The 22,739-nt window shown below is 69.9% G+C and carries 17 protein-coding genes; 11 read left to right on the top strand and 6 right to left on the bottom strand.

All coding sequences use genetic code 11. The features are described from left to right. The first annotated feature begins 92 nt into the window (after positions 1–92). Together N8A90_RS09995 and N8A90_RS09990 are read left to right on the top strand one after the other, a co-directional pair. Positions 93–977 (top strand): DUF6279 family lipoprotein, encoded by an 885-nt coding sequence (locus N8A90_RS09995; protein WP_262074702.1) that lies wholly within the window; start codon positions 93–95, stop codon positions 975–977. Between the two features lie 63 nt (positions 978–1,040). Continuing rightward, positions 1,041–1,280 carry a hypothetical protein gene (locus N8A90_RS09990; RefSeq protein ID WP_262074701.1) on the top strand — a complete coding sequence of 80 codons (240 nt, stop codon included), beginning with the start codon at positions 1,041–1,043 and terminating at the stop codon, positions 1,278–1,280. An 18-nt stretch (positions 1,281–1,298) separates the two neighbouring features. On the opposite strand, the gene N8A90_RS09985 is transcribed toward N8A90_RS09990, so the two are convergent. Next, positions 1,299–3,101 carry a bifunctional metallophosphatase/5'-nucleotidase gene (locus N8A90_RS09985; protein ID WP_410087658.1) on the bottom strand — a complete coding sequence of 601 codons (1,803 nt, stop codon included), beginning with the start codon at positions 3,099–3,101 and terminating at the stop codon, positions 1,299–1,301. 123 nt (positions 3,102–3,224) lie between these two features. On the opposite strand from N8A90_RS09985, the gene N8A90_RS09980 reads away from it, so the two are divergent. Continuing rightward, positions 3,225–5,105 carry an alkaline phosphatase D family protein gene (locus N8A90_RS09980; protein WP_262074700.1) on the top strand — a complete coding sequence of 627 codons (1,881 nt, stop codon included), beginning with the start codon at positions 3,225–3,227 and terminating at the stop codon, positions 5,103–5,105. A gap of 28 nt (positions 5,106–5,133) precedes the next feature. Here the strand turns inward: N8A90_RS09980 and N8A90_RS09975 are convergent, their stop codons facing one another. Both N8A90_RS09975 and N8A90_RS09970 read right to left on the bottom strand, forming a co-directional pair. After that, entirely contained in the window at positions 5,134–6,474 is a 1,341-nt protein-coding gene (locus N8A90_RS09975; protein WP_262074698.1) for a sulfatase, read from the bottom strand. 13 nt (positions 6,475–6,487) lie between these two features. Further along, positions 6,488–7,495: a Bug family tripartite tricarboxylate transporter substrate binding protein gene (locus N8A90_RS09970; protein ID WP_262074697.1), complete on the bottom strand. Its 1,008-nt coding sequence runs from the start codon at positions 7,493–7,495 to the stop codon at positions 6,488–6,490. Positions 7,496–7,637: 142 nt separating this feature from the next. Here N8A90_RS09970 and N8A90_RS09965 point away from each other — a divergent pair, with 142 nt between their 5' ends. The 7 genes from N8A90_RS09965 to N8A90_RS09935 all read left to right on the top strand — a co-directional run bounded on the left by N8A90_RS09965 (position 7,638) and on the right by N8A90_RS09935 (position 17,630). Beyond that, entirely contained in the window at positions 7,638–8,213 is a 576-nt protein-coding gene (locus N8A90_RS09965; protein ID WP_262074696.1) for a MarR family winged helix-turn-helix transcriptional regulator, read from the top strand. Then, the gene (locus tag N8A90_RS09960; protein WP_262074695.1) at positions 8,179–8,664 is read left to right on the top strand and encodes a GNAT family N-acetyltransferase; all 486 of its coding nucleotides are present in this window, start codon (positions 8,179–8,181) and stop codon (positions 8,662–8,664) included. Before N8A90_RS09965 ends, N8A90_RS09960 begins: the two co-directional genes overlap by 35 nt. A gap of 149 nt (positions 8,665–8,813) precedes the next feature. Continuing rightward, a complete protein-coding gene (katG, locus tag N8A90_RS09955) occupies positions 8,814–11,066 on the top strand; it encodes a catalase/peroxidase HPI (RefSeq protein ID WP_262074694.1) in 2,253 nt (750 codons plus the stop codon). A 107-nt stretch (positions 11,067–11,173) separates the two neighbouring features. Beyond that, positions 11,174–11,509 carry a type II toxin-antitoxin system Phd/YefM family antitoxin gene (locus tag N8A90_RS09950; protein WP_262074693.1) on the top strand — a complete coding sequence of 112 codons (336 nt, stop codon included), beginning with the start codon at positions 11,174–11,176 and terminating at the stop codon, positions 11,507–11,509. Continuing rightward, positions 11,502–11,882 carry a type II toxin-antitoxin system RelE/ParE family toxin gene (locus N8A90_RS09945; protein WP_262074692.1) on the top strand — a complete coding sequence of 127 codons (381 nt, stop codon included), beginning with the start codon at positions 11,502–11,504 and terminating at the stop codon, positions 11,880–11,882. Before N8A90_RS09950 ends, N8A90_RS09945 begins: the two co-directional genes overlap by 8 nt. 18 nt (positions 11,883–11,900) lie before the next feature. Continuing rightward, complete coding sequence (locus N8A90_RS09940) at positions 11,901–13,100, top strand: hypothetical protein (protein WP_262074691.1); 1,200 nt, start codon at positions 11,901–11,903, stop codon at positions 13,098–13,100. Positions 13,101–13,175: 75 nt separating this feature from the next. Next, positions 13,176–17,630 carry a DEAD/DEAH box helicase gene (locus N8A90_RS09935; RefSeq protein WP_262074690.1) on the top strand — a complete coding sequence of 1,485 codons (4,455 nt, stop codon included), beginning with the start codon at positions 13,176–13,178 and terminating at the stop codon, positions 17,628–17,630. Between the two features lie 16 nt (positions 17,631–17,646). Here the strand turns inward: N8A90_RS09935 and N8A90_RS09930 are convergent, their stop codons facing one another. Further along, a complete protein-coding gene (locus tag N8A90_RS09930; protein ID WP_262074689.1) occupies positions 17,647–18,852 on the bottom strand; it encodes an MFS transporter in 1,206 nt (401 codons plus the stop codon). 69 nt (positions 18,853–18,921) lie between these two features. Further along, on the bottom strand, positions 18,922–19,848 hold the full coding sequence (locus N8A90_RS09925; RefSeq protein ID WP_262074688.1) for a LysR family transcriptional regulator: 927 nt from the start codon (positions 19,846–19,848) through the stop codon (positions 18,922–18,924). A gap of 70 nt (positions 19,849–19,918) precedes the next feature. On the opposite strand from N8A90_RS09925, the gene metE reads away from it, so the two are divergent. Next, positions 19,919–22,231, top strand: coding sequence for a 5-methyltetrahydropteroyltriglutamate--homocysteine S-methyltransferase (gene metE / locus N8A90_RS09920; RefSeq protein ID WP_262074687.1), 2,313 nt, complete (start codon positions 19,919–19,921; stop codon positions 22,229–22,231). Here the strand turns inward: metE and N8A90_RS09915 are convergent, their stop codons facing one another. Next, positions 22,232–22,651, bottom strand: a complete 420-nt coding sequence (locus N8A90_RS09915; protein ID WP_262074686.1) for a YbaN family protein — start codon at positions 22,649–22,651, stop codon at positions 22,232–22,234. Positions 22,652–22,739 lie beyond the last annotated feature (88 nt).

Below are 22,739 nucleotides of genomic sequence, written 5' to 3'. Positions count from 1 at the left end.
CCCGCAGCCGAAAGCGCGCGCCGCCTACAGGCCGAAGGAGCCCGCCCGCACGGATACTCGGCCGCACCACCACCGACTTCTACGGAACCCCGATGCGACTGCCCTTCACCTGCGGTGCCATGCTGGCCAAGTTCGGTTGCGCCCTCGCGCTGGGCGCGTCGCTGATCGGTTGCAGCGTCGTCAAGCTCGCCTACAACAACCTTCCCGAAGTCGGCTACTGGTGGCTCGACAGCTACGTCGATTTCAACGGCGCGCAGTCGCTGCGGGTCAAGGAGCAACTCGCCCAGCTGCTCGAACGCCACCGCCGCAAGGAGCTGCCCAGGCTGCTGGCGCTGGTCGAGAAGGCCGAGCGGCTCGCGGTGGCCGATGTCACGCCGGCCCAGGTCTGCGCCGCGAGCGATGAACTGCGCGACAGCCTGCTCGCGACGGCCGTCGATGCAGCGGGCCCCGGTGCCGAGCTGGCGCTCGGCCTGGGCGATGCGCAGCTGCAGCACATCGAAGGCAAGTACGCGAAGAACAACGCCGACTACGCGAGCGACTGGCTGGAGCGCAGCGTCGACGACCAGCACCGCAAGCGCTACGACACCTTCCTCGAGCGCAGCGAGGACTTCTACGGCACCCTGGACGAGGGCCAGCGCAAGCTGCTGCGCCAGATGGCCGATCGCTCGATCTTCGATCCGCGGCGTGTGGACGCCGAGCGGCGCCAGCGCCAGCGTGAATCGCTCGACATCCTGCGCAGGTTCGCCAACAGCGGTGCCCGACCGTCCGAGGTGCAGGCCGCGCTGGTGGCCTACGCGAGGCGCATCGCCCAGCCGCCGCCCGGCCCCTGGCGCGAGCACCAGCAGGCACTCCTGCAGGAGAGTTGCGGCAACATCGCCCGGTTGCACAACGCCACACGCCCGGCACAGCGCGAGCAGGCGGCGCGGCGGTTGCAGGCCTATGCGCAGGACATCCGGGATCTGATCGCGGTGCATTGAGCGGCCGTTGCCGGCGGCCAACAGCTGCGCAGGTGCGTCACATGCGCTGCCCACAATGTGGCCATGGCACGCCGACTCCTCTCGCTCGCCCTCACCGTCGATCAGCACGACAGCGGCGACTACGCCTGGCGCATCCTCGAATCGCCGGACCATTTCGCCGAGTTCGAAGTGCTGGTCGAAGGCGCGGTGCTGTATGACACCTACGCCGATGCGCTCAAGGCGGGGTGCGACGCGCTCCTGGCGCTGTGCGAGGACCCGCTGATCGGGCCGATGGAAGACGCGCCGCCGGACGAGGACTTCTGAACCCGTCGCGCCAGTGGGCTACAGCGCCGTGATCCGGTTCGTCGCCGGCGGCGCGAGCGGGTCGTTGGCCTTGATGTAGGCCTCCAGGGCGTCGATGTCCTGGTCGCCGCCCAGCGTGTTCGTGCCCTGGTTGAACACGGTGAAGTTGTCGCCCCCGGTCGCCAGGAAGCTGTTCATCGTCACGCGGTAGGCGGTGGCGTCGACCATCGGCACGCCGCCCAGCGCCATGGCGGTGATGCGCGAGCCGGCGGCTGCGGCCAGGTCGTAGGTGTAGGTGAAGCCGGCCGAGGGCAGCAGCACGCGCGGCGCGGCCACGGTGTTGCTGCCGCTGTTGAACTGCTGTTCGAGCAGCGCGCGGATCTGCGCGCCGGTCATGGTCTTCACCACCAGGCTGTTGCCGAAGGGCTGCACGCTGAAGAGCTGGCCGTAGGTCACGCTGCCGTCGGCCGCGGGCACCAGGTCGGCGCGCACGCCGCCCGGGTTCATGAAGGCGATCTGCGCGGCGCCCTTGCCGGCGGGCGCGGTCGCGGCCAGCTGCGCATCGGCGATCAGGTTGCCCATCACGCTCTCGCGCGAGGGTGTGGCGGTGCGCGTGGCCGGCCCGGTCAGCTTGCCCACCACGCGCTGCACCAGCGGTGCCGCGACCGTCTGGTACTGCGTGACGAGCGTGGCGATCTCGGTGTTCTTCTCGAACTTGGGGTACTGGTCGGTCAGCGCCACCGTGGTCGAGCCACTGGTGTACGCCTCGCCCTGCACGATCACGTTGTCGGCTGTCTTGGCCGTGACCTTGCGCGTGGCGGTGTCGACGGTCAGATCGATGTCGGTTACCAGCGTGCCGTACTGGCCGGCGCTCGTCAGCAGGAAGGGCTTGGCGGCGTTGGTCTTGGCGTAGTCGCACACGTAGGCGCGGTGCGTGTGGCCGGAGACGACCACGTCGACGCCGGCATCGAGCCGGTTCAGGATGGGCAGCAGGTCGCCGCTCAGCCCGGTGCAGCTCTTGTCGTTGTAGCCCACGGTCGTCGTGGCGCCTTCGTGCACCACCACCACGATCACGTCGGCGCCCTGCGCGCGCAGGCTGGGGATGAGGGCATTGGCCGTGTCGGCCTCGTCCTTGAAGGTCAGGCCCGCCACACCCGACGGCGTGACGATGCTCGGCGTGCCCTTGAGCGTCATGCCGATGAAGCCGACCTTCACCGTCGCGCCGTCCTGCGTGAAGGTCTTCATGCCCGTGGCCGGGAACAGCGTGGAGCCGTCGGCCTTCACCGTGTTGGCCGCGAGGAAGCCGAAGTTGGCGCCGGGGAAGGCCTTGTTGACCTGGCAGGGTTCCAGCGCCGTGTTCTTGGCGCAGCCGCCGTTCTTCATGCGCAGCAGCTCGGTCTGGCCCTTGTCGAACTCGTGGTTGCCGACGGCGTTGAAGTCGATCTTCATCACGTTGACCGCCTCGATAGTCGGCTCGTCGAGGAAGAGCGCCGACACCAGCGGCGATGCGCCGATCATGTCGCCCGCCGACACCACCGCGTGGTGCGGGTTCTTCGCTCGCAGCACGGCGATGGCCGACGCCAGGTAGGCCGCGCCGCCGGCCGGCACCGCCACCGTGCCGCCGGCAGCGGAGGGCGCGGTGATCGACGTCTTCGGCGGCTCGAGGTTGCCGTGCAGGTCGTTGAAGGCGATGAGCTTGATGGCCACCGTGGCCGGCACGGTAGGTGCAGGCGTTGTCGGCGGCGGTGCCGCAGCCACATCGTCGTCGCCCCCGCCGCAGGCGGCCACCGACAGGGTGAGAAGGATGCTGGCCAGCAGCAGTCGATTTCGGTGCATGTCCATCGCAGCCTCCTCAGGTGTTGGATGCGGCGGATGCTAGGCAGCGGGGATGACGCAACGGTGACGCGATTCACGGGCGCGTCATGCGCGTTGACTTCAATCGGGGCCCCACCCGGAGCATTCAAAATGACAACCCGCCACATCCCGCCCGCACCGCAGCCCGATACCGATCCCCGCGAGGTCGCCAACCGTCGGCGGCGCGACTTCCTCGACTTCCTGGTCAAGTCCTCGTCCAGCGCGGTCGCGCTGGCGGCGGTCGGCTCGCTCGCGGCCTGCGGCGGCGGTGGGAACGACGCGGCCCCGGCGCCCGCACCAGCACCGCCGGCCGCCACGCCCGCGGCCTTCGCCTTCGGCGTGGCCAGCGGTGACCCGCTGACCGACCGCGTGATCCTCTGGACGCACGCCAAGGTGCCCGACAGCACGGGCGACGTGGCCCTGACCTGGGACGTGGCGAACGACGCCGCCTTCACCCGCATCGTGCGCAGCGGCGCGGTCACCGCGACCGAGGCCGCATCCTTCACCGCCAAGGTCGACGTGACCGGGCTCACGGCCGGCGCCAGCTACTTCTACCGCTTCCGCGATGCCACCGGCGCCACGTCGACGGTCGGCACCACGCGCACGCTGCCTGCGGCCGATGTCGCATCGGTGAAGTTCGTCGTGTTCTCGTGCGCCCTGTACTCGGAAGGCTACTTCCATGCCTACGACGACGCCGCCAAGTCCGACGCCCTGTACGCGCTGCACCTGGGCGACTACATCTATGAGTACGGCTCCGACCCCAAGAAGTACGGCAACGGCAGTATTCCGGGCAACCGCGTCGCGAGCCCCGCCAACGACATCGTGACCATGAACGACTACCGCACGCGCCATGCGCTGTACAAGTCGGACCTGAACCTGCAGGTCGCGCACGCCCGCATGCCGTGGATCACCGTGTGGGACGACCACGAGATCGCCAACAACGGCTACGTGAACGGCGCCGAGAACCACGACCCGGCCACGCAGGGCGACTGGGTGACGCGCAAGAACATCGCGGCGAAGGTCTATCACGAGTGGATGCCGATCCGCACGCCCGATGCGGCCAACCTGCTGAAGATCTACCGCCGCTTCGACTTCGGCAGCCTCTTCACGCTGCACATGCTCGACACCCGCCTCGAAGGGCGCGACCGGCAGTACGACAACTACGGCGACGCCGACGGCGGCATCGCGCGCTACCTGGCCGGCATCACGCCCAACGCCAGCGGCATCCGCCCCGACGCCTCGCGCCAGATGATGAGCGCCGAGCAGCAGAACTGGCTCACCGGCGGCATGCAGGCGTCGAGCGCGACCCGGCAGCTGCTGGGCAACCAGACCATCATGGCCCGCATGTGGCTGCCGGGCTCGGTGCTCTCGACCGTGCTGGCCAGCCCCGCCACCGCGCCGGCGGCCATCAACGCCTACCTCACCGCCAAGGCCACCCGCGCCGCCGCCGGGCCGGGCGCGCTCACGCCCACGCAGACCGCGCTGCTCGACCCCGCGACCAACCCGCGCCTGCCCTACAGCCTGGATTCGTGGGACGGTTACCCCGCCCAGCGCGAGGCCATCCTGCAGACCGTCAAGACCCAGGGCAAGCGCCTGGTGACGCTCTCTGGCGATTCGCACAACGCCTGGTTCACCCAGCTCACCACGCTGGCGGGCGACAAGGTCGGCGTGGAGTTCGCCGGCACCTCGGTCAGCTCGACCGGCTTCGAGAGCGCCGGCCTCGGCACGCTGGCCAGTTCCATCGACGGCAGCGCGCTCGTGCCGCAACTGGGCAACGCGGCCATCGGTGCCGGCCTGGGCCTGGTCGACGACGTGAGCTACTGCGACACCACGCGCCGCGGCTACCTGGTGATGACCGTCACGCCGGCGCAGGTGAAGGGCGAGTACGTCTACGTGAGCAGCGTGAAGGAGCCGACGTACACCACCACGCTGGGCCGCACGATCACCGTCGCGGCCACTGCCGGCGGCACGGCGGTGCCGGTGATCGGCTGAGCCTCGGCCGGAGCCTGGGCGCGGTCGGTCAACGCTGCGGCATGTCCTTCGCCGAATAGCCCAGGCTGATCGTCGCGTCCGCCGGGATCGGCGGCATCCCGGCGTTCCAGGCCTCCCAGTCAGCCCGCATGCGGGCCAGGCGCTCGGGTTCCTTCTTGCCGAGGTTGGCGCGCTCGCGCTCGTCGGCGGAGAGGTCGAAGAGGTAGTCGTTGCCATCCACGCGCAGGTACTTCCAGTCGCCCTCGCGCATCGCCTGCTGGCCGCGGTGGTTCATGCGCCAGTGCAGCGGCCGCGCGAAGCGGTGGCCGGCATCGCGCAGCACCGGCATCAGCGACACGCCGTCGAGCGGGTAGGCCGCGTCGGCCGACACGCCGGCCGCGTCGAGCATCGTGGCCGACCAGTCCATCGTCATGCACAGCTGCCGGCTCTCGCCGCCGGGTGCGATCACGGCGGGCCAGTGCGCGATCCACGGCACGCGGATGCCACCTTCGGTCAGGTCCATCTTGCCGCCCACCAGTGGCCAGTTGTCCGAGAAGCGCTCGCCGCCGTTGTCGCTGGTGAAGACGACCAGCGTGTTCTCGGCCATGCCGTGCGCCTCGAGCGCCGCCAACAGCCGGCCGATGCCTTCGTCCATGTGATGGATCATGCGGCGGTACACATGGATGTTGCCGCCGGCCAGGTCGAACAGGTTGTCCTTCACGGCCGGCGCCTTGGCCGCGTCGTCCCGCGTCTCCCAAGGCCAGTGCGGCGCGGTGTAGTGCAGGCTCAGGAAGAAGGGCTTGGCATCGTCGGCCGGCTGCTGCGCCATGCGGCCGACGTAGTCGACGGCGCGCTGCGAGAGCAGGTCGGTGAGGTAGCCCTCGGCCTGCGCTTCTTCGTCGCCGAGCCACAGGTCGTGCGTGCCGCGCGAGTCGCAGTGGGTGAAGTAGTCGACGCCGCCCGATAGCGGCCCGAAGAACTCGTCGTAGCCCGAGCGCAGCGGCCCGAAGTGCGGCGGATAGCCCAGGTGCCATTTGCCGATGAGCGCGGTGCGGTAGCCGCTGTCGCGCAGCAACGAGGGCAGCGTGGGGTGCGCCGGCGGCAGGCCCAGCGCGGTGCTGCCGCGGCTGTCGCTGCGGATCGGTTCCTCGGCCGCGCCGCGCAGGCGGTACTGGTAGCGGCCGGTGATCATCGCGAAGCGGGTGGGCGAGCACACCGGCGAGTTCGCGTAGCCCTGCGTCAGCTTCAGCCCCTTGGCGGCCAGGCCGTCGAGCACCGGCGACACCGGCCCGAAGACCGCGTCGCGCCCGCCGTAGCAGCCGAGGTCGGCATGGCCGAGGTCGTCGGCCACGATGAAGACGATGTTGGGCCGCTTTGTTTGCGTTGCCATGTCGCGTGCGTCCTCAGGGCTGGTAGCCGGACTTCTGCACCACCGGCGCCCACTGCGCGCGGTAGGCCTTGAGCATGGCGACGGTCTGCGCCTGCGTGCTGACGACCGGCGTCATCAGCGAATCCTTGAAGCGGCGCGTCGTGTCGGGGTCCTGCATCACCGCCTGGATCGCGCGCGACAGCCGCTCGACCTTGTCCTTGGGCATGCTGGCCGGCGCGAAGAAGGTGTTCCAGCCGGTGGCCGACAGGTCGAGGCCGGCTTCCTTGAAGGTCGGGATCTTGGGCGCGAAGGCCGAGCGCTGCGCGCCCGACAGCGCGAGGATGCGCAGCTTGCCGGCGTCGTGCTGCGGCAGCACCACGTCGGCCGTGTCGACCGCCACCGGCACCTGGCCGCCGAGCAGGTCGTTCAGCAGCGGGGCCGAGCCGCGGTAGCCCACCACCTGCGTCGGCACCTTCGCCTTCTCGCCGACCATCAGCGCGAAGAAGTGCGGCAGGCTCCCAGTGGCGGGCACGCCGACGTTGGCCTGCGCCGGGTTGGCGCGCATCCAGGCCAGCAGGTGGCTCAGCTCGCGCACCGGCAGCGTGGGCGACACGGCCAGCGCGAAGTCGTAGTCGTTGACGTGCGACACCGGCACGAAGTCGCGCTCGGGGTCGTAGCCGCTGTCCTTGAAGACCAGCGGCGCGACGATCATCACCGCCGGGTTCGCCAGCATCAGCACGTTCTGGTTGGCCGGCGTGGCCTTCACCTGCTGGGCCGCGAGCCGGCCGCCGGCACCGGGCTTGTTGTCGACCACCACCGGCACGCCCAGGCGCGCGGCCAGCTTGTCGCCGACGATGCGCGCCACCCGGTCGGTGGCACCGCCGGGCGCGTAGCCCACCACGATGCGCAGCGGGCTGTCGAGCTGCGGCTGCGCCTGCGCGTGGGCGCTCGGCAGGGCAGTGGCAATGACGCCGGCCACGACGGCGAGCGTGGCCAGGCGGCGGGTGAATGGCCGGCGCGGGCGTGAAGGGAAGGGCGTCATGAGGATGTCTCCGGGGGTGATGGGATATACGGCACGCCAGGCGCGCGCGGCTGCGGCGATTCTGGGGAGGCTACAGTCGATTGATCAAATCAACCATCGTCCGGACTAACCCGGATGAAACGGACCCACGGAGCCCCGCCCCATGACCCTGCCACCTCGCGAACCGCTGGAGGCGCTGCTGCTGTACCGGCTGTCGCGCCTGGTCGTCGTCGCCGGCCGCATGGTCACGCGGCTGTGCGAAGGCCGCTTCGGCATCACCCGGCGCGAGTGGCGGCTGCTGGTCACGCTGGCGAGCCTGGGCGAACTGGGCTCGTCGCAACTGGCCGAGCATGCGCAGCTCGACCGCGCCCGCACCTCGAAGGCCGTGGGCTCGCTGGTCGCCAAGGCCCTGATCTCGCGCGAGACCCGTGCCGGCGACCGCCGCCAGGTGACGCTGGCGCTGACCGAGCGCGGCCGCGCGCTGTACGACGAACTCTTTCCGCTGGTGAGCGCGATCAACGCCGAACTGGGCACCGCGCTGGATGCGGAGGAGGCCGCCCGCTTCGACGCGGCCCTGCGGCGCCTGCAGGCCCAGGCCGATCGCATGCTCGACACGGCGGTGCTGCCCAAGGCCGACCGCGGCCGGCGCGGCGCGGTGCCAGCCGCGGTATCGTTGCCCAACCTGTCGACGGAGCCACGCAGCCATGTTCTCGATCCGCAAAGCCACGCCAGCCGATGAAGAGGCCCTGTGGGGCATCCTCGAGCCCGTCATCCGGGCCGGCGAGACCTACGACTTTCCACGCGACACCGACCGGGCGTCGGCGCTGCGCGCCTGGCTGGCGCCCGTCAACGACTGCTTCGTTGCGCACGATGGCGAGCGCGTGCTGGGCACCTACGTGCTCCATGCCAACCGCAACGGCGGCGGCGCGCATGTTGCCAACTGCGGCTACATGACGGCCGCCGACGCGCAAGGCCGCGGCGTCGCGCGCGCGTTGTGCGCGCATTCGCTCGATGCGGCGCGCGCCGCCGGCTTTCGCGCCATGCAGTTCAATTTCGTGGTCGCCAGCAACCATCGCGCGGTCGCGCTCTGGCACAGCATGGGCTTCGACACCGTCGGGCGCGTCCCCGAGGCCTTTCATCACCCGGTGCTCGGGTACACCGACGCGCTGGTGATGTACCGGCGGCTGTGAATCGATGGCCGTGATCGGCAGGGACGCCCACGGCCCGTGTGGGCCAGCACCTATCGGCCAGATTGAGAGTCCCTATTCGCCGGCCAACCCATTCGCGACAACAATCGACACGTCTCTCGCCATAGCCAAAACCTAGTAGGAGTATCCCCATGAGCACGCAAACCAACGAAGCCAAATGCCCCTTCCACCAGGCTGCCGGTGCCGGCACCACCAACCGTGACTGGTGGCCCCAGCAACTGCGCGTGGACCTGCTGCACCAGCATTCGTCGAAGTCCGACCCCATGGGCGAAGCCTTCGACTACGCCGCCGAGTTCAAGAGTCTCGACCTGGCCGCCGTGAAGGCGGACCTCGCCGCGCTGATGACCGATTCGCAGGACTGGTGGCCGGCCGACTTCGGCCACTACGGCGGGCTGTTCGTGCGCATGGCCTGGCATAGCGCCGGCACCTACCGCATCGGTGACGGCCGGGGCGGGGCAGGGCGCGGCCAACAGCGCTTCGCGCCGCTCAACAGCTGGCCCGACAACGTGAGCCTCGACAAGGCGCGCCGCCTGCTGTGGCCCATCAAGCAGAAGTACGGCCGCAAGATCTCGTGGGCTGACCTGATCATCCTCACCGGCAACGTCGCGCTCGAAACCATGGGCTTCAAGACCTTCGGCTTTGCCGGTGGCCGCGCCGACGTGTGGGAACCCGACCAGGACGTGTACTGGGGCCGCGAGACGAAATGGCTCGGCGGCGACGTGCGCTACGCGCAAGGCTCGCCCGGCGCCGACGACAAGCACGGCGTGCTCGTGAAGGACGACGACAGCAAGGTGCCCCACACGCGCGACCTCGAGAACCCGCTGGCCGCCGTGCAGATGGGCCTGATCTACGTCAACCCCGAAGGCCCGGACGGCAAGCCCGACCCGATCGCCTCGGCCCGCGACATCCGCGACACCTTCGCTCGCATGGCGATGGACGACGAAGAAACCGTGGCGCTCATCGCCGGCGGCCACACCTTCGGCAAGACCCACGGCGCCGGCCCGGCCGACAACGTGGCGGAAGAACCCGAAGCCGCCGGCCTGGAAGCGCAGGGCCTCGGCTGGAAGAACAGCTTCGGCACCGGCAAGGGCGCCGACACCATCACCAGCGGCCTCGAAGTGACCTGGACCACCACGCCCACGCAGTGGAGCAACGACTACTTCAAGCACCTGTTCGGCTTCGAGTGGGAACTGACCAAGAGCCCCGCCGGCGCGCACCAGTGGGTGGCCAAGGGCGCCGCAGCGACCATCCCGCATGCGCACGACCCGTCGAAGAAGCTGGTGCCGACCATGCTCACGTCCGATCTGGCGCTGCGCATGGACCCGGTCTACGAAAAGATCTCGCGCCGCTTCTTCGAGAACCCCGACCAGCTCGCCGACGCCTTCGCCCGCGCCTGGTTCAAGCTGACCCACCGCGACATGGGCCCGCGTGCGCGCTACCTCGGCCCCGAAGTGCCGGCTGAAGAACTCATCTGGCAAGACCCGGTCCCCGCAGTCGACCACGCGCTGGTCGACGCGCAGGACGTCGCCGCGCTCACGAAGAAGGTGCTGGCCTCGGGCCTGACGACCGCACAACTGGTGTCGACCGCCTGGGCCTCGGCATCGACCTTCCGCGGCTCCGACAAGCGCGGCGGCGCCAACGGCGCGCGCATCCGCCTCGCGCCGCAGAAGGACTGGGAAGCGAACGAGCCCGAACAACTGGCGAAGGTGCTGTCGGTGCTCGAAGGCATCCAGGCCGAGTTCAATGCCGCACAGACCGGCGGCAAGAAGATCTCGCTCGCCGACCTCATCGTGCTCGCCGGTGGTGCCGGTGTGGAGCAGGCGGCGCGCGACGCCGGCCGCGAAGTCAAGGTGCCCTTTACCCCAGGCCGCACCGACGCATCGCAGGAACAGACCGACGTGCATTCCTTCGTGCCGCTGGAGCCGGCCGCGGACGGCTTCCGCAACTACACCAAGGCGCGCTTCGCCGTGCCGGCCGAAGCGCTGCTCATCGACAAGGCGCAACTGCTCACGCTGACCGCCCCCGAGATGACCGTGCTCGTCGGCGGCCTGCGCGTGCTGGGCGCGAACACCGCGCAAAGTCAACACGGCGTCTTCACGCAGAAGCCGGGCACGCTGAGCAACGACTTCTTCGTCAACCTGCTCGACATGGGCACGGAATGGAAGTCGGTCGACGGTGCTGGCGAACAGTTCGAAGGGCGCGACCGCAAGACCGGTGAACTGAAGTGGACCGGCACGCGCGCCGATCTGGTATTCGGATCGAACGCGCAACTGCGGGCGATTGCGGAGGTCTACGGCACTGCGGACAGCCAGGCGAAGTTCGTGGATGACTTCGTGGCGGCGTGGGTGAAGGTGATGGAGCTGGATCGGTTCGATATCGCTTGATCGGTGGTTTCGCTTGCTGCGCCCGGCGCACTCCGCGTCGGGCGCAGCAAGCATCCTTTGAAGTAGACTGCACAGAATTCTGTCATCCACTTCTTCGGAGAGCCGCCATGGGATTTGCATCCAGCGACGTCGTCGCGTTCACGCAGGCTCGGGCCAACTTGTCCGAGTTGGCGGACCAGGCCAAGGCGGGCGCCGAGAAGATCATCACCAAGAACGGTGAGAGCTACGTCGCGCTGATCGATGCCGACCGGTTGGACTACTACCACCGTCTCGAACGGGAGCGCATTCACCTGCTCCTGATCGACGACGCCAAGCGCGGCCTGGCCGACATTGCGGCAGGCCGCACCTTTGAAGCCGACGGCGCACTCGCCAAGCTTCAACAACGCCGCGCCGCTGCGCCCAAGACCGCCAGCCCCACCAAGCCCGCCAAGAAGCGTGGCTGACGCGCTGTATCGGGTCGAACTGACCGCGAGTTTTCTGGAACGCCTGGAAGCCATCGAGGCTTTCCTCGTCGAAGCCGACGCAGGCTTTGCCTTCGACGCGCTGGTGGCCGAGTTGCGCGCCACGGTCATCCCCAACCTGCGCCGCTTTCCGCGCATCGGCCGGCGCTACCTGGCCAACCCGCCGCAGTCTGCCGAAGCGCTGGCGCAGCTTGCCGCGCTGCCTGCCGGCGCCCCGGACGCGCTGCGCGAATACCTGCATGGCGACTACCTGATGCTCTATGCAGCCACGGAGGCCGATGCCACCGTGTACCTGCTGTCGATTCGGCATCACCGCCAACTTTCGTTCGACTTCGCTGGGCTGTGGCCGAGCTGATCACCAGGAGACGTTGCCATGGAACTCATCGACAACATCAATCGCCTGCTCGGCGATGACCTGAAGCGGACGATCCGACCCGGCGGGCGTCTGAAGATCGCCGCCTCCTGCTTTTCGATGTATGCGTATGAAGCGCTGAAGGACGAGCTGGAAAAGGTCGAGCATCTGAGTTTCATCTTCACCTCGCCGACCTTCGTTGCTGAGGAGGCGACAGACAAAATTCGGAAAGAGCGCAGGGAGTTCCACATTCCCCGGGCCGAGCGGGAGCGGAGCCTGTACGGCAGCGAGTTCGAGATCCAACTGCGCAACAAGCTGACCCAACGCGCCATCGCCAAGGAGTGTGCGGACTGGCTGCGGCGCAAGGCCACCTTCAAATCGAATCGCAGCAAAGCGCCCATGCAGCAGTTCGCTTGCGTGCAAGTCACCGACGCAGACGCAACGGCCTACATGCCATTGCACGGCTTCACCGCCGTCGATCTCGGTTACCAGCCAGGCAATGCCGTCTCCAACCTTGTCAACAAGATGGACGAGCCGGCCTTCACCGCCACTTGGCTCAGCTTGTTCGATCAGATTTGGAGCGACTCCGAGAAGCTCGAAGACGTGGCCGAAGGCACGTTGCTGACGCGGCGCACGGTGGTCGAGATTCTGAAGGGCATCAACGCCGCTGTGTTCGCACAGTTCAAGACCAACCCGGAGAACTTCATCGCCGAGGCGATCCGTCTGATCAACGAGCAGAAGGCTACTGTGATCATCGAGCACCTGGCCTACGATGCAGTGGATGGTCGCTTCGATCTGGACATCTTCACCACCGGCCAGACCAAGCAGGACTTCAGCAAAGCGGGCGAGAAGCTCACGCGCCACATCTACGACTTCGTCCTGACCGACTCCAAGGTCGAGCGCGACTTCGTGACGGAGCTGGACACCTGCAAGGAGGTCGTGGTCTACGCCAAGCTGCCGAGGGGTTTTTTGATCCCGACGCCTGTCGGTGACTACAACCCCGACTGGGCCATTTCTTTCCAAGAGGGCGCGGTCAAGCATGTGTATTTCGTCGCCGAGACCAAGGGTTCGATGTCGTCGATGGATCTGCGGCCGATCGAAGCAACGAAGATTCAGTGCGCCCGCAAGTTCTTCGAAGAAATCAATCGCAAGTTCGCGCCGGAGAACGTGAAGTACGACGTGGTGGACAGCTTTGGAAAGCTGATGGAACTGGTGAAGTAGCTCGGCGATGGCAGCAGGGGGTCACAGGCCCGCCGTGTCTTGACATCGGACCTTCGACCCTGATGTGATGAGTCTGTGCTCCCTGATTCCTTCCACCCCGCCGTCACCACTTGGTTCGCCGGAACCTTCCCCGCCCCCACACCCGCCCAATCCGCCGCGTGGCCGTCCATCCGCGCCCGCCGCGACACCCTCGTCGCCGCGCCCACCGGCTCGGGCAAGACGCTCACCGCCTTCCTCGCCGCGCTCGACGATCTGGTCGTGCGAGGCCTCGCACCTGGTGGTCTGCCGGATGAAACGGCGGTCGTCTATGTCTCGCCGCTCAAGGCGCTCTCCAACGACATCCGCCTGAACCTCGACGCGCCGCTGGCCGGCATTCGGGCGGAGTTGGCGGCGCTGGGGTTGCCCGATGTCGACATCCGCACGGCGGTGCGCACGGGCGACACGCCGCACCGGGAGCGGCAGCAGAGCCTGCGCCGGCCGCCGCACATCCTGGTGACGACGCCGGAATCGCTCTACGTACTGCTGGGCTCGGCGTCGGGCCGCAAGATGCTCGCGACGGTGCGCAGCGTGATCGTGGACGAGATCCACGCCATCGCCGCGAGCAAGCGCGGCAGCCACCTGGCGCTGTCGCTGGAGCGGCTGCAGGCGCTGTGCACGGAGGCGGGCGGTGCGCGGCCGGTGCGCATCGGCCTGTCGGCCACGCAGAAGCCGATCGACGAGGTGGCGCGCTTCCTGGTCGGCGCGGGTGGAGTGAAGAGCGATGGCACGGCCGACTGCGCCGTCGTCGACATCGGCTACGCCAAGCAGCGCGACCTGGCGCTGGAGCTGCCGCCCACGCCGCTGGCGGCGGTGATGTCCAACGAACAGTGGACGCAGGTGTATGCGCGCGTCGCCGAACTCGTGTGGCTGCACAAGACGACGCTGGTGTTCGTCAACACGCGCCGCATGGCCGAGCGCGCGGCGCGGCACCTGGGCGACATCCTCGGCAAGGACGCGGTAGCGGCGCACCACGGCAGCCTCTCGAAAGAGACGCGGCTCGACGCCGAGCAGCGGCTCAAGCGCGGCGAGCTCAAGGTGCTGGTCGCGACCGCCTCGCTGGAGCTGGGGCTGGACATCGGCGACGTCGACCTGGTCTGCCAGCTCGGCTCGCCGCGCTCCATCGCGACCTTCCTGCAGCGGGCCGGGCGCTCGGGCCACGCGGTGGGCGGCGTGCCGAAGGCGCGGCTCTTTCCGCAGTCGCGCGACGAGCTGGTCGAATGCGCCGCGCTGCTCGACTGCATCCGCCGCGGCGAGCTCGACGCGCTGCGCGTGCTGCCGGCGCCGCTCGACGTGCTGGCCCAGCAGATCGTGGCCGAGACGGCCTGCCGCGAATGGCACGAGGACGATCTCTTCGCGCTGGTGCGCCGCGCCTGGCCCTATGCGCAACTGACGCACGCGCGCTTCATGGAGGTGGTGCGGATGGTGTCGGAAGGCTTCACCACGCGGCAGGGCCAGCGCGCGGGCTATGTGCATCGCGACGCGGTGAACCACCTGCTGCGCGAGCGCAAGGGCGCGCGCATGACGGCGCTGACCTCCGGCGGCACCATCCCCGAGACGGGCGACTACACGGTCGTGCTGGAGCCGCAGGCCGACAAGATCGGCACGGTCAACGAAGACTTCGCGGTCGAGAGCCTGGCGGGCGACGTGTTCCAGCTGGGCAACACCAGCTACCGCATCCTGAAGATCGAGCCGGGCCGCGTGCGGGTGGAAGACGCGCAGGGGGCCGCGCCCAACATTCCGTTCTGGCTCGGCGAGGCGCCGGGGCGGACCGACGAACTCTCCTTCGGCGTGTCGCGGCTGCGGGAGGCGGTGGGGCAGGCGCTGCAAGCCGGCGGCCGCGATGCCGCGATGGCGCTGCTGACGCAGACGATGGGCCTGGCCGACGAGGCCGCGCGCCAGATCGTCGAGCACCTCGCGCACGCCGCCGCGGTGCTCGGCACGCTGCCGACGCAGCACACGCTGGTCATGGAGCGCTTCTTCGACGCCTCGGGCGGCATGCAGCTGGTGATCCATTCGCCCTTCGGCAGCCGGCTCAACCGCGCCTGGGGCCTGGCGTTGCGCAAGCGCTTCTGCCGCACCTTCAACTTCGAGCTGCAGGCCGCGGCGACCGAAGACGCGATCGTGCTGTCGCTGTCGACCAGCCACAGCTTTCCGCTCGACGAGGTGGCGCGCTACCTGCATTCCAACTCCGCCCTCGACGTGCTGGTGCAGGCGCTGCTCGACGCGCCGCTGTTCGGCGTGCGCTGGCGCTGGAACGCGACCACGGCGCTCGCGCTGCCGCGCTTCAGCGGTGGGCGCAAGGTGGCGCCGCAACTGCAGCGCATGCGCGCCGAAGACCTGCTGGCGGCCGTGTTCCCCGACCAGGTCGCCTGCCTCGAGAACATCGTCGGCGAGCGCGAGGTGCCCGACCATCCATTGGTCGCGCAGACCATGGACGACTGCCTGCACGACGCGATGGACGCCGACGGCTGGCTCGCGCTGCTGCGCCGCATGGAGTCCGGCGAGGTGCGCGTGCTGGCGCGCGACCTGCCCGGGCCGTCGCCGCTGGCGATGGAGGCGCTCAACGCGCGGCCCTACGCCTTCCTCGACGACGCGCCGCTGGAAGAGCGCCGCACCCAGGCCGTGCAGAACCGCCGCTACACCGACCCCGAGAGCGCCGACGACGTCGGCCAGCTCGACGCCGACGCCATCGCGAGCGTGCGCGAAGAAGCCTGGCCGCAGCCTCGCAACGCCGACGAGATGCACGAGGCGCTGGGGATGCTGGGCGCGGTGAGCGATGACGAGGTGGCCGCGCAGGCCGATGGGAAGGACTGGAAGAAGTGGCTGACGGCGCTGGCCAAGGCCGGACGCGCGACGCGCTTGCTGCTCGACGGCAAGGGCCGCAGCGCGCGCGGCCTGTGGGTGGCTGCCGAGCGCCTGCCGTTGCTGCAAGCCATTGCGCCCGATGCGCCGATGCAGCCCGCCATCACTGCGCCCGACGACGCCGAGCGGCCCGACGACCGCGACGCCGCGCTGCGCGAGCTGCTGCGCTCGCGCCTCGGCGGGCTTGGCCCGGTCACCGTCACGCAGCTGGCGTCGCCATTGTTCTTGCTGGCCGCCGAGGTCGAAGCGGCGTTGCTCGCACTGCAGGCCGAAGGCACAGTGCTGCAAGGCCGCTTCACGCCGGGCACCGAACACGTCGAATGGTGCGAGCGCCACCTGCTCGCACGCATCCACCGCTACACGCTCAAGCGACTGCGCCGCGAGATCGAGCCGGTCGAGCCGCGCGACTTCGTGCGCTTCCTGTTCGAGTGGCAGCACGTCGGCGCCGCGTCGCGCGTGAGCGGGCCGGAGGCGCTGTCGGGCGTGCTGTCGCAGCTCGAAGGCTACGAGGCGCCCGCGCCGATGTGGGAAGCCGAAGTGCTGCCCGCGCGCGTGACCGACTACGCCGGCGCGTGGCTCGACGACCTGTGCACGGCCGGCCGCGTGCTGTGGACGCGGCTGCGTCCCAACGCGGCGTCGGTAGAAGGGCGCAAGGGCGCCGGCAGCCCGTCGCTGCACGCCACCCCGGTCGTGCTGCTGCCGCGCCGCAGCGCCGCGCTGTGGACGGCATTGGCACCCGCGCCCGCCGATGACGACAACCTCGGCTCGCGTGCGTCCCGCGTGGCCGAACACCTGAAGCAGCACGGCGCCTGCTTCTTCGACGAGATCGCAGGCGGCACACGGCTACTGCCGGTCGAGATCGAGGAGGCGCTGACCGAACTCGTCGCCAAGGGCCGCGTGCGCTGCGACAGCTACGCCGGCCTGCGCGCCCTGCTGGTGCCGGCGTCGAAGCGCGCCTCGGCCGACACGCGCCGCCGCCGTCGCGTGCCGCTGTTCGGTATCGAAGACGCGGGACGTTGGACGCTTGTGAGGGTGCCGGCAAAAGTGGATGCCAGGGACACCGCGGAACCGGCTTTGCCGGGCAGCCGGTGGCGCCCCCTTGAGGGGGAGGCGGCTACACGAAGTGAGCCGCATCGGGGGTGGGCCAAGGACACCATCGAGCAGGTCGTGCATGTGCTGCTGCGCCGCTACGGCGTGATCTGCTGGCGCCTGCTGGAGCGCGAGCCCGCGTGGCTGCCGCCGTGGCGCGACTTGGTGCGCGTGTGCCGCAGGCTGGAGGCGCGCGGCGAGATCCGTGGCGGGCGCTTCATCGCGGGCGTGTCGGGCGAGCAGTTCGCGCTGCCCGAGGCGGTGGCGTCGATGCGCCGTGTCCGGCGCGAAGCGCACGACGGCGCCTTCATCGCCCTGGCCGCCAGCGACCCGGCGAACCTGCTGGGCACGATCGTCAACGGGCCGAAGGTGCCGCGCGTGGCCGGCTCGCGCGTGCTGTGGCGTGATGGCGTACCGGTCGCGACCAGCATCGCGGGGGAGATCGCGCTGCTCGAAGCGCTCGATGCGGCCGAGACGCAGGCGGCGCGGCGTGCGCTGGCGCTCGACCCGGCGCTGCGCTTCCTGGCGTCGGCCGCGTAGAAAAGCGCCGCGTGCTTCAGTGCGGCGCCGGCCGCGGGCTGAACCAGTACACCGCCGTGCCCAGCACCACCAGCGCCGACGCGCACAGGAAGATGCCCGTGTACGTGGCCGAGGCACTGGCGCCGTTGCGCTGGCCGGCGTCGGCGATCAGCCCGAAGGCCGAGGACGTGAGCCCCGAGCCCAGGAAGACGAAGGTGTTGAGCACGCCCAGGCCGCGCCCGCGCAGCGCCTGCGGCACCAGGCCGCGGCCATGCGCCATGACCAGCGGGTGGCACATGCCGAAGGTGGCGAGCAGCGTCAGCAGCAGCACGCCGGGCAGCAGGCCGATATCGGGCGCGGCCGTCAGCACCAGGCCGCCGACCAGCGACATCAGGCCCCAGCCGATCACTGTGGCCTTGAGCGCGTGGCGCCGCACCAGCACCGGCAGCAGCAGCGCGGTGGCGAAGCCGCCCAGGCTGACGAAGGCCAGCGCCAGGCCGCGCGCGTCGGCGCCGAGGCCGTACACCTGCGCCAGGTAGGGGCCGCCCCAGGCGTTGCGGAAGGTGGTGCCGGCCGCCAGCGCGACGCACAGGGGGATGAGCGTCCACATCGCGGGCACGGTCAGCAGCCGCGCGCTGCCGGCGAACAGGTCGCCCAGCTTTTCCTGCTGCGCGTCGGCATGGCCCTCGTCGTGCACATGGCGCCACACGCCGATGCAGGCCAGCAGCATGCAGACGGCGGCCACGCCCATGGCGGCACGCCAGCCGACGCGGTGCGCCGCCCAGCCCAGCGGCGCCGTGGCGCACAGCGCGCCGAGCATCGAGATGGCGTTGGCCCGGCCCACCACCGTGGCGTAGCGGTGCACCGGCAGGTGCTCCGACGCGTAGTGCATCAGGCCCATGAAGACCGGCGCGCAGGCCAGGCCGAGTCCGGCCTGCGCGACCATCGCCGTGGCACCGTTGGGCGCCACCACGAAGAGCACGGCGGCCAGCACGCCCACGCTGCTGAGCAGGCGGGTCGGGCGGCCGACGCCGTAGCGGTCGAAGGCGATGCCGATCGGGATCTGCGCCACCGCGAAGGCCAGGAAGAAGCACGACGACAGCGTGCCGAAGCCGGCGGGCGACAAGGACAGGTCGTGCTGCAGCTCCGGCGCGATGACCGCGAGGCAGGTGCGGAAGAACTGGCTGAGCGTGAAGGCGAAGATCAGCGCGCGGAGGCCGCGCGCGGTGTCGGGAGAGGGCATGGAAGGCGATGACGCGGCGGCGGTGCCGACAGGAAGCCTGCGAGCATAAGCGCTCCGGCCGCGCCGTCGTCACAGCAGCGCGATGCCCGGCAGGCTCACGAAGCAGCTCTCGCGCGTGATCTGCACGAAGTCCGCCAGCCACGGCCGGGCCGAGGTGGCCGCGGTGCAGGCCATGTGCAGCTCGCCGGTCAGCCCCTTCGCGCCGACCCGCCGGGCTGTGACGTAGCCGCGGCCGAGGTAACCCTGCACTGCCCACAGCGGCAGCGTGGCGATGCCGCGCCCGCTGGCCACCAGCTGCAGCATCGCGACTGTGAGCTCGGTGGTGCGCCGCTGCGCGGGCTGCACGCCGGCCGGCGCCAGCACCTGTCGCACGATGTCGAGCATCTCGTCGGGCACCGGGTAGGTGATGAGCGTCTGGTCGGCGAAGTGACGCGCCGTGAGGTGCGTCTTGGACACCAGCGCATGGTCGTTGGCGAGCAGCGCGACGATCTCGAACTGGAACAGCGGGTGGTAGTCGACCGTCTCGGCCGGGTCCTGCTCGGAGACGATCGCCACTTCGGCGCGGTTCTGCAGCAGCAGCGCGATCGGGTCGGGGTGGAAGCCCGAGACGATGTCCAGCTCGATCTCGGGCCAGCGGCTGCGGAAGGCGTCCATCGCCGGCATCAGCCAGTCGAAGCAGGTGTGGCACTCGACCACGATGCGCAGTTGCCCGGCGCCGCCGGCGGCCAGGCGCGCCACGTCGCGCTCGGCTTCCTCCACCATCGGCAGCGTCGCGTCGGCTAGTTGCAGCAGGCGCAGGCCGGTGCCGCTGAACTGCGGCGGCACCGACTTGCGCTCGAACAGCGGCGTGCCGTAGCGGTCTTCCAGCAGCTTGATCTGGTGCGACAGCGCCGACTGCGTGAGGTTGAGCAGCTGCGCGGCGCGCACCAGGCTGCCGGTGTCGCGTAGCGCGACGAGGGTACGCAGGTGGCGGATTTCGAGGATCGACTGCGACATGAATGAAATTCAAGTTGATGGGCAAAAGGTTTCGTTTGAATCATAGTGCCGGAAGCCCGACCATCGCGGCATGACACGCATCCATATCCTCGGCTTCCCGCGCATGGGCGCGCAACGCGAACTCAAGTTCGCCCTCGAACGACACTGGCGCGGCGAGATCGACCGCGCCGCGCTCGAAGCCGTCGGCGCCGAGCTGCGCGCCCGCCACTGGCAGGCGCAGCGCGACGCCGGCCTCGACTTTGTGACCGTCGGCGACTTCGCCTTCTACGACCACGTCGCCAACCACATCCAGCTGCTGGGCTGCGAGCCCGCGCGTTTCGGTTTCGGCGGCGACGAGCCCGCGCTGTCGCGCTACTTCACCATGGCGCGCGGCGTCGCGGCCGAGTCCGAACACGAAGGCTGCGCGCATGCGCACGCCGGCACCTTCGCGCTGGAGATGACCAAGTGGTTCGATACCAACTACCACTACCTGGTGCCGGAATTCACGCCCGCCACGCGCTTCGCGCTGGGCTCGGAGCGCCTGTTCGACGAGGTCGCGCAGGCGCAGTCGCTGGGCCACCCGGTCAAGGCCGTGCTGCTGGGGCCGCTGTCCTTCCTTTGGCTGGGCAAGGAGAAGGGCGAGGGCTTCGACCGCCTCTCGCTGCTCGACGCGCTGCTGCCGGTGTACGAGCAGGTGCTGGCGCGCCTGAAGGCGCAGGGCGTGGATTGGGTGCAGATCGACGAGCCCACCCTCGGGCTCGACCTGCCCGACGGCTGGCGCCATGTCTTCGAGCGCAGCTACTGGCAGCTGGCCCGCAGCGCGCCCCGGCTGATGCTCGCGACCTACTTCTCGCCGCTGGCCGAGAACCTGCGCCTGGCCTGCCAGTTGCCGGTGGCGGGCCTGCACGTCGACGCGGTGCGCGCGGCGGACGAACTCACCGGCGTGGCCGACTGGCTGCCGGCGCACAAGGTGCTGTCGGTCGGCATCGTCGACGGGCGCAACATTTGGCGCACCGATCTCGACGCGGCCCTGGCCCGCCTGCGGCCGGTGGCGGACAAGCACCGGGGCGAGCTGTGGCTGGCGCCGTCGTGCTCGCTGCTGCATGTGCCCGTCGGCCTCGCGGCGGAAGACAAGCTCGACCCGGAGGTGAAGCCATGGCTGGCCTTCGCCGTGGAGAAGCTCGACGAGCTGCGCGTGCTGCGCGCCGCGCTCGACGGGGAGGAGGGCGCCGTCGCGGCCGAGCTGCACGCCGCGCGCACGGCCATCGCGGCGCGGCGCAGCAGCCCGCGCGTGCACCGTGCCGACGTCGCGCTTCGCCTGGCACGCTGCGTCGACGGCGACGACCGCCGGGCCGCGCCCTTCGCCGAGCGCCAGGCGGCGCAGCGCGCGCGCTTCGCGCTGCCGCCATTGCCGACCACCACCATCGGCTCGTTCCCGCAGACCGCGGCCATCCGCGCCGCACGCGCGGCCTTCAGGCGCGGCGCGCTCGATGCCGCCGGCTACGCCGAGCAGATGCGCGCGGAGATCACCCTGGCCGTGCGCAAGCAGGAGGCGCTGGACATCGACGTGCTGGTGCACGGCGAGGCCGAGCGCAACGACATGGTGGAGTATTTCGGCGAGCAGCTCGACGGCTTCGTCTTCACGGCCAACGGCTGGGTGCAGTCGTACGGCTCGCGCTGCGTGAAGCCGCCGGTCATCTACGGCGACGTGGCCCGGCCGGCGCCGATGACGGTCGAGTGGACGGCCTTCGCGCAGCGCCTGACGGCGCGGCCGATGAAGGGCATGCTGACCGGGCCGGTCACCATCCTGCAATGGTCCTTCGTGCGCGACGACCAGCCGCGCAGCGTGACTACCGAGCAGATCGCCTGGGCCATCCGCGACGAGGTGGTCGACCTGGAGCAGGCCGGCATCGGCATCGTGCAGATCGACGAGCCCGCCATCCGCGAGGGCCTGCCATTGCGCCGCGCCGGCTGGAAGCACTACCTGCAGGGCGCGACGCGCGCCTTCCGCATCAGCGCCTCGGGCGTGGCGGACCGCACGCAGATCCACACCCACATGTGCTATTCGGAATTCAACGACATCCTGCCGGAGATCGCGGCCATGGACGCCGACGTGATCACCATCGAGACCAGCCGCTCCGACATGGAACTGCTGCGCGGCTTCGGCGCGTTCACGTACCCCAACGAGATCGGCCCCGGCGTGTACGACATCCATTCGCCGCGCGTGCCCACGACCGACGAGATGGTGCGCCTGATGCGCAAGGCCGCGGCGGTGGTGCCGCCCGCGCACCTGTGGATCAACCCCGACTGCGGCCTGAAGACGCGCGGCTGGCCGGAGACCGAGGCGGCGCTCGCCAACATGGTGGCGGCGGCCAAGCAGCTGCGGGCCGAGCTGGCGGGCTGATCAGCGTTGCGGCTCGGGCCGGCGCCACAGCCACGCCAGCACGACGGCCATGCAGCCGATGCCGGCGGCGGCGATCCAGGGGCGGTAGGCCGTCCATATCAGCAGGACGGCGCCGAGGGCCATGGTGGCGCTGGCGCCCCATTTGGCGCGGCGACTCACGCGGCGGCCGTCTTCCCAGTCGTGCAGCATCGGGCCGAACAGGCGGTGGCCCATCAGCCACGCATGCAGCCGGGGCGAGCTGCGCGCCGCGGCCCAGGCGGCCATCAGCAGGAAGACGGTGGCCGGCATGCCGGGCAGGATCACGCCGATGACGGCGAGCACCAGGCACAGGCCGGCGAAGACGAGCAACACCCAGCGCGCCGCCCGCGGCAGCGGCCGGATGGCGGGGCGTGGGGGCGGCGGGTCTCCTTGGATGGGCATGCCGGGCCATTGTCGTGCCATCGGCGTTTGCAGGATCGTTGCCGATGTTTGCACGATGGTCCGCCGAACGCGCCGCGCTAGAGACAAG

The sequence above is a fragment of the Variovorax sp. N23 genome (assembly GCF_025486315.1).
Lineage (GTDB): Bacteria > Pseudomonadota > Gammaproteobacteria > Burkholderiales > Burkholderiaceae_C > Variovorax.
Note: the sequence above shows the minus strand (reverse complement) of the source record. Positions and strands in the feature narration are given on the sequence as shown.

Excerpts from the sequence above, each read along its gene's own strand:
- N8A90_RS09995 (WP_262074702.1), top strand. The coding sequence starts at position 93 with ATGCGACTGCCCTTCACCTGCGGTGCCATGCTGGCCAAGTTCGGTTGC.
- N8A90_RS09990 (WP_262074701.1), top strand. The coding sequence starts at position 1,041 with ATGGCACGCCGACTCCTCTCGCTCGCCCTCACCGTCGATCAGCACGAC.
- N8A90_RS09985 (WP_410087658.1), bottom strand. The coding sequence starts at position 3,101 with ATGGACATGCACCGAAATCGACTGCTGCTGGCCAGCATCCTTCTCACC.
- N8A90_RS09980 (WP_262074700.1), top strand. The coding sequence starts at position 3,225 with ATGACAACCCGCCACATCCCGCCCGCACCGCAGCCCGATACCGATCCC.
- N8A90_RS09975 (WP_262074698.1), bottom strand. The coding sequence starts at position 6,474 with ATGGCAACGCAAACAAAGCGGCCCAACATCGTCTTCATCGTGGCCGAC.
- N8A90_RS09970 (WP_262074697.1), bottom strand. The coding sequence starts at position 7,495 with ATGACGCCCTTCCCTTCACGCCCGCGCCGGCCATTCACCCGCCGCCTG.
- N8A90_RS09965 (WP_262074696.1), top strand. The coding sequence starts at position 7,638 with ATGACCCTGCCACCTCGCGAACCGCTGGAGGCGCTGCTGCTGTACCGG.
- N8A90_RS09960 (WP_262074695.1), top strand. The coding sequence starts at position 8,179 with ATGTTCTCGATCCGCAAAGCCACGCCAGCCGATGAAGAGGCCCTGTGG.
- katG (WP_262074694.1), top strand. The coding sequence starts at position 8,814 with ATGAGCACGCAAACCAACGAAGCCAAATGCCCCTTCCACCAGGCTGCC.
- N8A90_RS09950 (WP_262074693.1), top strand. The coding sequence starts at position 11,174 with ATGGGATTTGCATCCAGCGACGTCGTCGCGTTCACGCAGGCTCGGGCC.
- N8A90_RS09940 (WP_262074691.1), top strand. The coding sequence starts at position 11,901 with ATGGAACTCATCGACAACATCAATCGCCTGCTCGGCGATGACCTGAAG.
- N8A90_RS09930 (WP_262074689.1), bottom strand. The coding sequence starts at position 18,852 with ATGCCCTCTCCCGACACCGCGCGCGGCCTCCGCGCGCTGATCTTCGCC.
- N8A90_RS09925 (WP_262074688.1), bottom strand. The coding sequence starts at position 19,848 with ATGTCGCAGTCGATCCTCGAAATCCGCCACCTGCGTACCCTCGTCGCG.
- metE (WP_262074687.1), top strand. The coding sequence starts at position 19,919 with ATGACACGCATCCATATCCTCGGCTTCCCGCGCATGGGCGCGCAACGC.
- N8A90_RS09915 (WP_262074686.1), bottom strand. The coding sequence starts at position 22,651 with ATGCCCATCCAAGGAGACCCGCCGCCCCCACGCCCCGCCATCCGGCCG.